The 12,740-nt window shown below is 71.6% G+C and carries 13 protein-coding genes and 1 pseudogene; 1 reads left to right on the top strand and 13 read right to left on the bottom strand.

The annotated features are described in order from the left end of the window. Positions 1–30: 30 nt before the first annotated feature. The 6 genes from ABD437_RS36055 to ABD437_RS36080 form a co-directional block, all read right to left on the bottom strand. Complete coding sequence (locus tag ABD437_RS36055) at positions 31–582, bottom strand: hypothetical protein (RefSeq protein ID WP_344653447.1); 552 nt, start codon at positions 580–582, stop codon at positions 31–33. Between the two features lie 102 nt (positions 583–684). Continuing rightward, positions 685–1,317 carry a response regulator gene (locus tag ABD437_RS36060; RefSeq protein ID WP_344653448.1) on the bottom strand — a complete coding sequence of 211 codons (633 nt, stop codon included), beginning with the start codon at positions 1,315–1,317 and terminating at the stop codon, positions 685–687. Then, positions 1,314–2,531 carry a sensor histidine kinase gene (locus ABD437_RS36065; RefSeq protein ID WP_344653449.1) on the bottom strand — a complete coding sequence of 406 codons (1,218 nt, stop codon included), beginning with the start codon at positions 2,529–2,531 and terminating at the stop codon, positions 1,314–1,316. The genes ABD437_RS36060 and ABD437_RS36065 overlap by 4 nt, the downstream gene beginning before the upstream one ends. 30 nt (positions 2,532–2,561) lie before the next feature. Then, positions 2,562–3,296 (bottom strand): ABC transporter permease, encoded by a 735-nt coding sequence (locus ABD437_RS36070; protein WP_344653450.1) that lies wholly within the window; start codon positions 3,294–3,296, stop codon positions 2,562–2,564. Next, positions 3,293–4,201, bottom strand: a complete 909-nt coding sequence (locus ABD437_RS36075) for an ABC transporter ATP-binding protein (protein ID WP_344653451.1) — start codon at positions 4,199–4,201, stop codon at positions 3,293–3,295. The genes ABD437_RS36070 and ABD437_RS36075 overlap by 4 nt, the downstream gene beginning before the upstream one ends. A 161-nt stretch (positions 4,202–4,362) precedes the next feature. Then, a complete protein-coding gene (locus ABD437_RS36080; RefSeq protein WP_344653452.1) occupies positions 4,363–5,586 on the bottom strand; it encodes a hypothetical protein in 1,224 nt (407 codons plus the stop codon). A gap of 133 nt (positions 5,587–5,719) precedes the next feature. On the opposite strand from ABD437_RS36080, the pseudogene ABD437_RS36085 reads away from it, so the two are divergent. Further along, positions 5,720–5,974 (top strand): annotated as a pseudogene (locus ABD437_RS36085) (SDR family NAD(P)-dependent oxidoreductase); the annotation flags it as partial. A 161-nt stretch (positions 5,975–6,135) separates the two neighbouring features. Here ABD437_RS36085 and ABD437_RS36090 read toward each other — a convergent pair. The 7 genes from ABD437_RS36090 to ABD437_RS36120 all read right to left on the bottom strand — a co-directional run bounded on the left by ABD437_RS36090 (position 6,136) and on the right by ABD437_RS36120 (position 12,701). Next, entirely contained in the window at positions 6,136–6,369 is a 234-nt protein-coding gene (locus tag ABD437_RS36090; protein ID WP_344653453.1) for a hypothetical protein, read from the bottom strand. Positions 6,370–6,429: 60 nt separating this feature from the next. Further along, complete coding sequence (locus ABD437_RS36095; RefSeq protein WP_344653454.1) at positions 6,430–6,873, bottom strand: hypothetical protein; 444 nt, start codon at positions 6,871–6,873, stop codon at positions 6,430–6,432. Beyond that, the gene (locus tag ABD437_RS36100) at positions 6,870–7,409 is read right to left on the bottom strand and encodes an RNA polymerase sigma factor (RefSeq protein ID WP_344653455.1); all 540 of its coding nucleotides are present in this window, start codon (positions 7,407–7,409) and stop codon (positions 6,870–6,872) included. Before ABD437_RS36100 ends, ABD437_RS36095 begins: the two co-directional genes overlap by 4 nt. Before the next feature lie 45 nt (positions 7,410–7,454). Further along, positions 7,455–9,290, bottom strand: a complete 1,836-nt coding sequence (recQ, locus tag ABD437_RS36105) for a DNA helicase RecQ (protein WP_344653456.1) — start codon at positions 9,288–9,290, stop codon at positions 7,455–7,457. 66 nt (positions 9,291–9,356) lie between these two features. Further along, a complete protein-coding gene (locus tag ABD437_RS36110) occupies positions 9,357–10,628 on the bottom strand; it encodes an aspartate aminotransferase family protein (RefSeq protein WP_344653457.1) in 1,272 nt (423 codons plus the stop codon). Next, positions 10,625–11,566, bottom strand: a complete 942-nt coding sequence (locus ABD437_RS36115; RefSeq protein WP_344653458.1) for a GntR family transcriptional regulator — start codon at positions 11,564–11,566, stop codon at positions 10,625–10,627. Before ABD437_RS36115 ends, ABD437_RS36110 begins: the two co-directional genes overlap by 4 nt. A gap of 34 nt (positions 11,567–11,600) precedes the next feature. Further along, a complete protein-coding gene (locus ABD437_RS36120; protein ID WP_344653459.1) occupies positions 11,601–12,701 on the bottom strand; it encodes an FAD-dependent oxidoreductase in 1,101 nt (366 codons plus the stop codon). Positions 12,702–12,740 lie beyond the last annotated feature (39 nt).

The raw sequence follows: 12,740 nt of genomic DNA on the forward strand, positions 1-12,740 counted from the left end.
CCGCCGCCGGCCCGCTCCGGCGGGCCGGCGTCAGCTCCCCACCGCGACCAGGAGAACCAGACCCACCGCGACGACGACGTCGAAGACCCCGCACCACTCCGCGAACGACCGGGCGATGACCGCGTCGCGACGCCAGAGCACCGCGTCCCAGGCCGCGTGCCCGAGCAGTCCGAGCGCGACGACGACCGCACCGACCGCGGTGGGCACCTGGAGCGCGACCGCGAACACCGCGACCCCCACCAACCCCACCGGCACCTGGAGCCGGTGCCACCGCGCGGGCCGGCGCACCACCACGACGACGCCCGCGACCGCGGTGATCACCGCGAGCACCGGCACCTCGGGCACCTCGAACGCACGCAGCGCGACCACCCCGAGGAACAGCGCCACGACGATCGGCCAGGTCAGCGCCGGCCGATCGAGCGCGGCGAGCGCGACGTACCCGGCGGCCGCCACCACCAGCGCGACACCGACCCCGGGCTCCGCGGCGCCGTCGGACAACGTCAGGGCCGCGAACGCGAACGCGAGCGCGGTGGGCCAGCGGCGCAGCAGGGACGCCGGGCGGGCCGGAGCATGCGTGGTCATGCCCCGAGCATGCGGCGACCGACGCGGACGAACCCGGTCCCGCGCGCACCACGTCCGTTTTGGTGGGACACACGTCCGCTCGGCCGAGACGCTCCGGCCGTCTCAGCTCAGCAGGCCGGCGCGGTGAGCGGCGTCGACCGCGGAGGCCCGGTCGCGCACGCCGAGTTTCTCGAACAGGTGCAGCAGGTGCGTCTTGACCGTCGTCTCGGAGATGAACAGCGTCTTGGCCGCTTCGCGGTTGGTGGCGCCGGCCGCCACCAGGCGCAGCACCTCGAGCTCACGCTTGCTCAGGCCGGGCGCCGCGGCGGCCGGCGGCGGTGACGCGGCCCTGGTCATCAGGCGGCTGGCCACGGCCGGTGAGAGCACGGCCTCGCCCCGGTGCGCGCTGCGCACGGCACGCAGCAGTTCGTCGCCGGGCGCGTCCTTGAGCAGGTAACCGGTGGCGCCGGCGGCCACCGCGTCCAACACGTCGGCGTCGTCGTCGAACGTCGTCAGCACCAGGACGCGGGCCGCGACGCCGCGGCGGCGCAGCTCGCGGATCGCCTCCACCCCGCCGCCGCCCGGCATGCGCAGGTCCATCACGACGACGTCCGGGCGCAGGGCCACCGCCTGCATCACCGCCTGCTCACCGTCGGAGGCTTCTCCGACGACGTCGATGTCCTCGACGCTGTCGAACATGCCGCGTAAACCGTCGCGCACCACCGGGTGGTCGTCCGCGAGCAGGAGCCGGATCACGCGACCACCGCCGGCACCGTGGCCACCAGGGCCGTGCCCTCGCCCGGGGCGCTCTCCACGACCAGCGCCCCGTCCACCCGGGCCAGCCGCTCACGCATCGCGGTGAGGCCCAGGCCGGTGCCGTCCGCACGCATGCCCACCCGGTCCGGGTCGAACCCCACGCCGTCGTCGCGGACGTCGAGCGTCACCGCGTCCTCGAAGTAGGTGAGCGTCACGCCGACGCGGGTGGCCTCCGCGTGTTTGGTGACGTTGGTCAGCGCTTCCTGCACCGTGCGCAGCAGAACGACCTCCTGGTCCGGCGGGAGCACCCGGACGGCTCCCGCGACGTCGACCTCCACCGGCAGACCGGCGCGCCCGGCGACGTCGCTGATGGCCTTGGGAAGGGTTGATCCTTCCAGCTGCCCGGGGCGTAACGCGCGGAGGGACCGGCGGGCCTCGGCGAGCCCGTCGCGGGCCAGCTCGGCGGTCAGGTCGAGGTGCGGTCGCGGGCCCGGGGCCAGTTCGCCGCCCCGCTCGGCGGCTTCCAACTGACGGATGATGCCGGTCAGGGCCTGCGCGAGCGTGTCGTGGATCTCGCCGGCCAAGCGGGCTCTCTCGTCCATCACCCCGGCTTCGCGGGCCTGGCCGATCAGCTGCGACTGCAGCCCGCGGTTCTCCGCGAGGGTCTCTTCCAGCCGCTGGTTGGTGACGGTGAGCTCGTCGAGCATGCGAGCGCGCTCGATCTCCTGCTCCCGGGACTTCAACACCGCCCGGCTCAGGTACCACACCAGCGCGAAACTTCCGGCGCCGAGGATCAGCCAGACGACGACCATCACCGGCGTCGTCGGGTAGCCGCCGATGTAACTGGCCGCCGCGATCAGCGCGAACGCGCCGGTGACCGGGTACACGAGCCGGCCGGGCAGGAAGTTCGGCGCTTCGACGTATCCGTACCAGGCGTAGATGCCGTACCAGGGGTTGAGTCCCACGAGGATCGCGGTGAGGACGAGCCGCACCAGGAGGTAGACGGTGGGGATGTTCCGCACCGAAGGATGGCAGAGCATCGTCCAGGTGGCGGTGAGCGCGGTGAACCCGACGAGGAACGGGAGGCGCTCGTGGCCGCGGTCGAGGATCAGCGTGTCGGCCACGGCGACCGCGGTGCCCGCCGCGAGCAGCGCCAGCGGCATCCAGCGGCGGAGGCTGGGCTCCGCCACCGGGTCGATCCCCAAGACGCTCACGGCCACCTCCTCGTCGGTCGTCTCATCGAATCACTGCCAGCGGAAGGTGCGCACCGCCAGTCCGATGAACACCACGGCGTAGGCCAGCAGGACGAGCAGCGGCCGCACGGCCGGGAAGTGACCGTCGATCGACTCGGCCAGCGCCTGGCTCGCGGCACCCAGCGGCGTGAACTCCGAGATCGTGCGCAGCCAGCCGGGCATCGTCGGCAGCGGGATCCAGAGGCCGGCGAAGAACATCAGCGGGAAGAACAGGATGCTGGTGATCGCGTTCGCGATCTTCGACGACGGTGCGAGCGCGGCGACCAGCGCGGCCAGGCCGAGCAGCGATCCGGCCGCCAGCAGGTACGTGACGAGCCAGCCCAGCGGGTTGCCGGGGAAGCCGTCGTCGAACGTGATCGTGGCGACGATCAGCATGACCGCCACGGTGGAGAGCACGACGGCCAGGTTGATGCCGATCTGGGTGGCGAGCAGCCGCCAGGGCCGCATCGGGGTGACCGAGAGTCGCTTGAGGATCCCCCGTTCCCGGTAGGAGCCGAGGACCGCGGGCAGGCTCATCGTGGTGAGCAGGGCCAGCGCGATCAGCGCGATGACGCCGAGGTAGACCTGGGCGTAGCTCAGGCCGCCGAGGGAATCGGTGGGGCGGCTGGTGCCGGGCACCAGGGCCAGCACCGTGAACGCGACGATCGGCAGGCCGGTGGTCCAGAGCAGCAGGATCGGCTCGCGCAGCAGCAGCTTCGTTTCGGTCTTGACCAGGGTCTTGATCATGACTGGCTCCCGGCGGTGAGGACGGCGTCGTCGAGGGTGGCTTGGTGGACGCGGAGGTCACGGGCGGTGAGGCCGGTGCGGGCGATGTGGGCGGTGACCGCGAGGATCACGTCGCCGGTGCCGGTGATGATCATGTTCTGGCCCTGCACCTGGACGGTGCGGACGTCGGCCAGCGCGCGGAAGTCGTCCATCACGGACTTGGGGTCCTCGTCGAGGCGGAACTTGATCTCCTGGCGGCCGTCGGTCCGCTGGTTGATCAGCCCGGCCGGGGTGTCGACCGTGACGATCTTCCCGTTCTCGAACAGCGCGAGGCGGTCGGCGAGGAACTCGGCCTCCTCCATGAAGTGGGTGACGAGGATGACCGTGACGCCGTCGTCGCGCAGGCCTTCGATCAGCCCCCAGGTTTCCCGGCGGGCTTTCGGGTCCAGCCCGGTCGTCAGCTCGTCGAGCACCGCGACGCGGGGACGTCCGACCAGCGCGAGCGCGATCGCCAGGCGCTGCTTCTGCCCGCCGGACAGCTTCGCGAACGGACGGTTGCGGTGTTCGGTGAGGTGCAGGCGTTCGAGCAGGTCGTCGCCGCTGACCGGGTCGCGGTAGAAGGACGAGTAGAGCTCGATCGCCTCCCGGACGCGCATCTTGTCCGGCAGCTGCGAGTCCTGCAGCTGCACGCCGACGAGGTGGGAGAGCTTCTCGGCGTCGCGGTCGGGGTCGAAGCCGAGGACGCTGATCTCGCCGGCGTCCCGGTGACGCACGCCGGAGATCATCTCGACCGTGGTGGTCTTGCCGGCGCCGTTGTGGCCGAGGACGGCGAAGATCTCGCCCTCGTTGATGTCGAGGTCGATGCCGTCGACGACGGTGCGGCCGGCGTAGCTCTTGCGGAGTCCGCGTGCGGTGATGGCGGGCACTGTCGGCTCCCTTCTCTTGGGGTGCCTCCAGCTTCGGGTGACCGCGGCCGCGGGGGCATGCGTCAGCTGGTCGTCGCCCGATGGATCCCCGGGTCCTCCATCCGGAGGACCCGGCAACCATCCGGAGGAGAAGACCGGTCGGTGGCGCGATCCGGAACGGGTCAGTCTTCGACGGCGACGTCGATGCGGAGGGCGACCGGGATGCCGGCGGCGTCGACGTCCAGATGTACGGGGAAGTAGCCGTCACCGACAGAGGTCATCGTCATCACGATGTCAGCGCCGTTGACCTGGACCACGCCGGCCCCATGGTCGGAGGCTCTCACCGAACCCATTACCTGCCAGTGATGCGAGTGCGGCCGGAAGTCGAACGCGAATTTCGGCCCGTCGGGTTCGGTGCGCCGCGTCTCGATCGCCAGCCCTCGCCGGTAGGCCTCCTCGACCGGCAGGTCCACCCACCCGTACTCGACGTCGGCGGAGTCACCGAGCCGAGGAGCGCCGAACTCCGCAGCGACCTGTTCCTGGTCGCGGCCCCAGAGGACCAGGTCGGCCAGCCCGTCCAGCGGCTTGACGTGTTCCCACGAACTCAATGCGTCCGCGTCGGCGAAGACGAACCGTGCGTTGTCGACACCGAGGTGCCAGAAGACCCACGAGTCGGCCACCGGTGCGTCACTGAGTTCGATGCGCATGGACTGCCAGCCGTGGTCGCCCGGGACGGCGATGACCGGCAGGGCACGGTCGGCCGGCACCTCCACCGCGTGCACGGGAACGCCCATGACGCGGAACCCGGGATCCCTCGCCGTGATCGCGTGCCGGACCCGTTGGCGGTGAGGGATCTGCTGGTCGAGCCGGTGGAAGCGCGCGTCGTGCCCGTGCTCGCGGCAGTGCTCGTCGAAGATCGCGGTGAACTCGGCGACCGCGTGCACGGGAATGTCGTACTGCCGGAGGCCTGGTTGCCGGTCGAAGGACTCCGCTGCGGCTCGAGCGTCCGGTCCCACGATCGCGAGGTCGGTGACCGCGCGTTCCTCGTCGTGTGGGACCTCCTCGCCGGACCACAGATCGAGGTAACCACCGTCCGTGATCACCAGATGTCCGGACGGGCAGGTCACCTCGCCGAGCAGCACTTCGACCGTCATGCCCGGAAGCCTAGGGCTGGCGTCACGGCCCCACCGAGCCCGCGTCCACGACGACGTGAACGGCAGGTCGAAGTCAGCTCGGGCCGTCGAGGGCCCACCGACGACCGCACCCAACTCGTCGACGATCTTCTCGACGAGGTCCAGCTCTGCCGCCGAATAGTGCCCCATCACTTCGTGGAGGCCGGCGTTCAGGGGCTCGTAGAAGGAGTCGGCCTTCTCTTGAACGCTCGACGTCCCGTGCAGGGTGACCACGCGGCGATCCTTGTGACCGCGGCGACGGACGATGTCGCCGGACGCCGGCAGAGCGTCCTCGACGAAGTCGCCGCCGCACGGCCGGGCATCGACACGGCAGCGCTCGACCTCTCCGACCCGGCGAGCATCACGGACTTCAACGCTCGCCTTCGCGCCGATTGCCGTGCACGCCGTCTATTCCGCCACGAAAGCGGCCTTGCATTCCTACGCGCTCTCCCAGCGGTTCATGTTGCGTGAGACAAGCGTGCGGGTGCGGGAGATCCTGCCGCCCTGGGTCAACACCGGGCCCGTCGGCGCCGCGGTCGCCTCCCGCCACAACGCCGGGCCCGACGAGCAGGCTTTCGTCACCGCCCTCAACGAGCAGATGCTCGGCGCATTCCGAGCGTGAGCTACACGACCAGCCGGGCCGGGAGGCCGACCAGGACCGCGGGGTTCGTCCCACGGCGGTCCATCCGGCTGCCGCCGGCCAGTGGGCGGCTGTCGTAGTCGGAAGGGCCGACAGCGCGGCCGGTCGTCGTCCGGGCCGGCTGCTGGGCGGTGGAGCAGGATCTAGTCGCGGGGCTGGCGGGGGTGGGGGATGCGGCCACCGGCTCCCCGGGCGGCCGCGTCGCGGGCGCGGCACAGGCGGGCGAAGAGTTCGGCCTGGTCGGCCGGGAGCGTGGTGGCCAGCTCACGACCCAGCCGCAGGACGGCGTCCAACTGACCCGCGGTCTGCACCCGCCCTAACGTGTCGTGGTAGGTGGCCGCGAGCCGGACGATCGCCAGCCGCTCGGTGTGCTCCATCGGTCCCTCCCCGGGTTCTCACGGAGACAGAGCCGCGCCGCGGCCGGCCTGATACACCGGTCAGCCGCCCAGTTCGCGTTTCCGACGCAGCAGCGCGGCCCGGTGCGCGCGGGCGCGGCCGAGGTTGACCGCCGCGACCAGCACGAACGCCGCCCCGACCAGCGCGAGCTCCCAGCGGCCACGGGAGACCGCGATCACTCCGACGACCACCCCGACCACGGTGCTGACCGCCAGCGCCAACCAGCCGGCGACGACCCGGTCGAGCGCCAGCAGCGGCGTGCGGCGACGCACCACCCAGACGCCGTAGCCGACCCAGCCGAGCCCGCCCCCGGCGATCACCCCGAACGCCACCTGCGTCCGCGCCGGGAGGTGCGGCTCGGTGGCCCAGAGCGCGAGCACCACCGCGGCGACCGCGCCACCGGCGAGCGCCACGGCCACGGTGGCGACGCGGCGGCGCAGCGAGAGCCGCCGGTCGAGACGGGAGACGACGTCCTCGGCGTTCATCGCGCGAACCCTTTCTCGGTGAACTCGGTGCGTAACATCCGGCGGCCCCGGGACAGGCGTGACTTGACGGTGCCGACCGGGATCCCGCAGATCTCGGCGCAGGTCTCCAGGGACAGGTCCAGCAGGTAGAACAGGATCACGACCTCCCGCTCGCGCACCGGCAGCGCGGCGACGCCCGCCACCACCGCGGCCCGATCGAGCACGGCGTCGTCGACGGCGCCGGCGCGCACCTCACCGCCCGGCTCGGAGCGGGCCGGGTGGGCGGCCTCCGGGCGGGCGTACTCCTCGCGTAGCCGGTCGGTCACCGCGCGTCGGGCGATGCTGAACAACCACGGCGGGAACCGGGCCGGGTCGCGGAGCCGGGGCAGGCCCCGGACGACGGCCAGCCACACCTCCTGCACGACGTCGTCGGCCCGCTCGGCGTCGAGCATGCGCCGGACGTAGCTCGTCAGCGGATCGTGCCAGGCGCGCACCAGGTCGGCGAACGCGTTCCGCTCGCCGAGCTGGGCCCGCACCACCAGCAGTTCATCGGTCATCCCGACCTCCTCACCGGGTTCAGTCGGAGGATCGGGGCATCAGGTTCACGCGCTCTCGGCGAGCACCTCCAGGATCTGCTCCCCGTACTTGGCCAGCTTGTTCTCGCCGACGCCGTTGACCTGGCTCAGCGCGCTCAGCGAGGTCGGCGACTCGGTGGCGATCTGGCGCAGCGTCGCGTCGTGGAAGATGACGTACGCGGGCACGCCCTGTTCCTTGGCCGCCGCGCCGCGCCAGGTACGCAGCCGCTCGAAGAGGCTCTGGGCTTCGGGGCCAAGCTCCACCGCGGGCTTGCCCTTGGCCACCTTCGTTCCGCCGGCCCGGGACTTCACCCGCTCGGGTTCGCGCCGCATCATCACCTTGCGCTGGCCGCCGAGCACCGGGCCGCTCTTCTCGGTGAGCCCGAGCACGCCGTACTCCCCCTCGACCGCGACCAGCCCCTGCGCCAGCAACTGCCGGACGACCCCGCGCCACTGGGGTTCGCTCAGCTCGGTGCCGATGCCGAAGACGCTCAACGCGTCGTGGTTGAAGCGGGTGGTCTTCTCGGTCTGCCGCCCGAGCAGGATGTCGATCGACTGGCCGGCGCCGAACTTCTGCCCGCGCTCCCGGTCGAGCCGGACGATCGTCGAGAGCAGCTTCTGGGCCGGCACCGTGCCGTCCCAGGATTCCGGCGGTTCCAGGCACGTGTCGCAGTTGCCGCAATTGGCCGTGCCCTCCTGACCGAAGTAGGCCAACAGCCGCGACCGACGGCAGTCGACGGTCTCACACAGCGCCAGCATCGCGTCGAGGTGGTGGGCCAGCATACGGCGGTGGGCCAGGTCGCCCTCGGAGCTGTCGATCATCTTCCGCTGCTGGACGACGTCCTGCAGGCCGTAGGCGAGCCAGGCCGTGGACGGGAGCCCGTCCCGGCCGGCCCGGCCGGTCTCCTGGTAGTAGCCCTCGACGGACTTCGGCAGGTCGAGGTGGGCGACGAACCGCACGTCGGGCTTGTCGATACCCATGCCGAACGCGATCGTCGCGACCATCACCAGGCCGTCTTCGCGCAGGAAGCGGGACTGGTTCTCGGCGCGGGTGCGTGAGTCGAGACCGGCGTGGTAGGGCAGCGCCGGGACGCCCTGGGCGACCAGGAAATCGGCGGTCTTCTCCACCGACGCCCGGGACAGGCAGTAGACGATGCCCGCGTCACCCTGGTGCTCGGTGCGCAGCAGATCGAGCAGCTGCTTGCGCGGCTCGGCCTTGGGCGCGATGCGGTACCGGATGTTGGGCCGGTCGAAGCTGGCGACGAACTGCCTGGCGTCGTCGAGGTTCAGGCGGGTGGCGATCTCGGCCCGCGTGTTCGACGTCGCGGTGGCGGTGAGCGCGATGCGCGGCACGTCGGGCCAGCGCTCGTGGAGCATCGACAGGGCCAGGTAATCGGGCCGGAAGTCGTGGCCCCACTGGGCGACGCAGTGCGCCTCGTCGATGGCGAACAGGGAGATCCGGCCCCGTTCCAGCAGCCGCATCGTGGCCGACGAGCCGCCGGCCAGCGCTTCCGGCGCCAGGTAGAGCAGATCGAGATCGCCGCTGAGGAACGCCTTCTCCACCGTGCGGCGGTCCTCCAGCTGCTGGCTCGAGTTGAGGAACCCGGCGCGCACACCGAGCGCGGTCAACGCGTCGACCTGATCCTGCATGAGCGCGATCAACGGCGAGATGACGACGCCGACGCCGTCGCGCACCAGCGCGGGGATCTGGTAGCAGAGCGATTTGCCGCCGCCGGTGGGCATCAGGACGAGCGCGTCACCGCCGCCGACCAGGTGCTCGATGATCTCTTGCTGCTCGCCGCGGAAGGCGTCGTAGCCGAAGGTTCGGCGCAGCACGTCCAGGGGGGTAGTCGGCGCGTCCACGGCAACGATCCTAGGAGCCTCCACCGACAACGTCGCCCCGGCGTTTGCTCCCTGTGGACGGTGCCGTCATCCGACGGCGGTGATCGCGGCGTCGAGGACGTCGGCTCCCTGGTCGAGTTCGGCGTCGCTGATCGTGAGCGGCGGGGCGATCCGCATCACGCCGCCCATGCCCGGCAACTGCACGATGTTGACGTGCAGCCCACGCCGGAGGCACTCGTCGGTGACCGCGGCGGCCAGCTTCTCCGGTTCGTCCCCGCCGAGTTCGATGCCCTGCAGCAGCCCGCGCCCGCGCACGTCCACCACGGTGTCGTGGCGCTTCCGCAGGTCGAGCAGCCGTTCCCGCAGGTGCGCACCGAGCGTCCCGGCGCGCGTGACCAACCCCTCGCGCTCGATCACGTCGAGCACCGCCAGCCCCACCGACGCCGCGAGCGGATCCGAGACGTGCGTGGTGAAGAACAGGAAGCCCCGCGCGTGGCAGACTTCCTCGATCTCCTCGGACGTGACGACCGCCGCGACCGGCAGCCCCGCGCCGAGGGTCTTGGACAGCGTCAGGACGTCCGGCGCCACCCCGTCGCGTTCGAACGCGTACATCGTTCCGGTGCGGCCGAGCCCGGTCTGCGCTTCGTCGAGGATCACCAGCATCCCCCGCTCACGGCAGAGCTCGGTGAGCCGCGCCAGGTAGCCGGCCGGCAGGTCGATCAGCCCGCCCGACGAGAGGATCGGCTCGATCAGGCAGGCGGCGAGGCTCCCGCTCGACTGCCGGTCGATCAGGCCGAAGCCGTACTCGAGCTCGGTGCGCCAGTCGTGCGATCCGTCGGGGTGGCGGAACGGCGAGCGCACCGGGTCGGGCGTCGGCAGCACGAGGCTGCCCGGCATCGCGGGCCCGAGGCTCCGGCGCCCGGCCGAGAACGTCAGCGACGCGGCACCGGCGGTCATGCCGTGCCACGACCGGTCGAACGAGACCACCTCGTACCGGCCGGTGTAGACCTTGGCCATCTTCAGCGCGGCCTCGTTGGACTCCGCCCCGGTGGTGAGCAGCAGCACCTTCGACAGCGTGGCGGGCAACGTTCCGGCCAGCCGGGACGCGAACTCGATCAGCGGCGGAGTGAGCATGCCGCTGAACACGTGGTCGAGGTTCGAGACCGCCGCCGTGACGGCCGCGACGACGTCGGGGTGGGAGTGGCCCAGTACCGCGCTCATCTGCCCGGACGTGAAGTCCAGGATCGGCGTGCCGGCCTCGTCGTAGACGTACGAGCCGGCGGCACGCGAGATCACCCGCGGCGAGAACCCGGGGCTGTAACGCACGAGGTTTTTGCCATAGCCATCTATGCCACTCATTCCCGCAGACTACGCGCCAGCTGCAGTTCGCGCATCACTTCGCCGGCCATCCGCACCGACGCGGCATCCAGCACGTTGCCGTACTCGATCACCCGCACCCGCTTCTCGGCCAGGGCCCGGGCCAGCTCGGGCATCTCACTCGGAACCACGACCAGGTCGACGCCACGCAGCTCGGCGTCGCCGGTGCCGGAGAGCACCGCGATGTTCGTGACGCCGGCCTGGGCCAGCGAGTCCCGGATGCTCACGGCCTGGTCGTTCGTCGAGTACAGCAGCCCCACCGTGCGGTCCTTCGGCACCTGGGCGATCTGCACGAGCGTCTGGATGTGCGGTGCGGCCACGATCGCCACGACCTCGGTGGACGGGCGGCGCAGCAGGCCGCGCACCTCGGCGAGGTGGAAGAACGTCGTCAGGACCAGGTCGGGACGCTCGGTCGCGGCCTCGAACTCCCCCAGCACGAGCGGCTTCACCGGCACCGCGAGCGCCGCCGCCAGTTCGGCCGCGAAGTACTCCGCGCGCTCGCGGTTGCACTCCACGAACGACACCTCGAGCGCCTTCTCGGCCTCCCAGGCGGCCAGACCGCCGATCAGGTCGCGGATCTCCGGTGCGGTCAGCCCGAGCCGCAGGCACTCCCTGGCCGCGGCGGCGAGCACCTCGCGCGCCCGGTTGCGCGCCTCCGACGACGTGCGGGCGCCCTGCCCGCCGACCACGACCATGCCGTTGCGGCCCCGGGGCTCGACCAGCCCGCGTTCACGCAGCTCACCGTAGGCGTGGGCGACGGTGTTGCGGTTGATGCCGAGGTTGCTGGCCAGCAGCCGCGACCCGGGGAGCCGCTCACCGTCGGCGAGCATCCCCATCTCGATCATCAGCGTCAGCTGCGACACGATCTGCCGGTAGACCGGAACGTCGGAGTGCCGGCTGACGCTCATCCCGCTGATCACGGTTTTGGCCTAGTCATGGGCCGACTGTAGTAGGTCACTGCACTCCGGCGAACAGGTCGAGCAGGCCCTGCGGAGCGTCCGCGCGGAAGCAGATCTCCAGCGTCCCGGCGGCCTCCGCGGCGATCCGCGCGCTGCGGACGAACATCGGCTCCTCGTAGGCGGCGAGCGCGGCCTCGACGTCACCGGGGTTCGCGAGGATCGCCCGCGCCAGCTCCGAGCCGTCGAACATCGCCAGGTTCGCGCCCGCTCCGGCGAACGGCGACATCAGATGGGCCGCGTCACCGATCAGCGTGACCCCCGGCACCCGGTCCCACCGGTGCCCGATCGGCAGCGCGTTGATCGTGCGCGGGACGATCGGCCCGTCGGCCTCGGTGATCAGCGCACGCAGCTCCGGCGTCCAACCGGCGAACTCCGCGAGCAGCGCGGCCTGGTCGGCCGCGCGGATCCAGTCGGCCTCCCTGCGCACCGCGACGTAGACGTGCAGGCTGCCGTCGGCCTCCCGGTGGGCCAGGAAGCCCCGGTCGGGGCCGAGCGCGAACAGCATTCCGCCGCCGACGACCGCGGCCGGGCCCGGGTGACGACGGTCGGCGTCGAGCAGGTCCACCTCGGCGAACGAGATGCCGGTGTAGGACGGGGTCGCGCCGGAGACCAGCGGCCGGATCCGCGACCAGGCGCCGTCCGCCCCGACCAGCAGATCGCTGACCACCGACGACCCGTCGGCGAACGTCAGCTCGTGGCGACCGCAGCCGACCGGGGCGGCGCCGACGACCTTGCACCCCCACCGGATCGTGCCCGCGGGCAGCGAGTCCAGCAGCAGCCGGCGCAGGTGCCCGCGATCGATCTCGGGGCGGCCGCCCTGACCGTCGTCGGGCTGCTCGAGCCGCACGGTGTTGTGCCGGTCGAGCACCCGGGTCGCCTCGCCGCCCGCGTGCACCCGGGCCCGGAACTCGTCGTGCAGGTGGGCGTCACGCAGGGCCTGCTGGCCGTCCTCCTCGTGGATGTCGAGCATTCCGCCCTGGGTGCGGGCGTCGGCGGAGGGTTCCGACTCGTAGATCGTGGCGCCGATGCCGTTGACGTGCAGCACCCGAGCCAGCGTGAGGCCACCGAGGCCGGCTCCGACTATCGCGATGTTCATGAATTCTCCCGATGGTGAAGAACACGTTCGTGACGAACA

It is taken from the genome of Cryptosporangium japonicum, from assembly GCF_039524755.1.
Taxonomy (GTDB): domain Bacteria; phylum Actinomycetota; class Actinomycetes; order Mycobacteriales; family Cryptosporangiaceae; genus Cryptosporangium; species Cryptosporangium japonicum.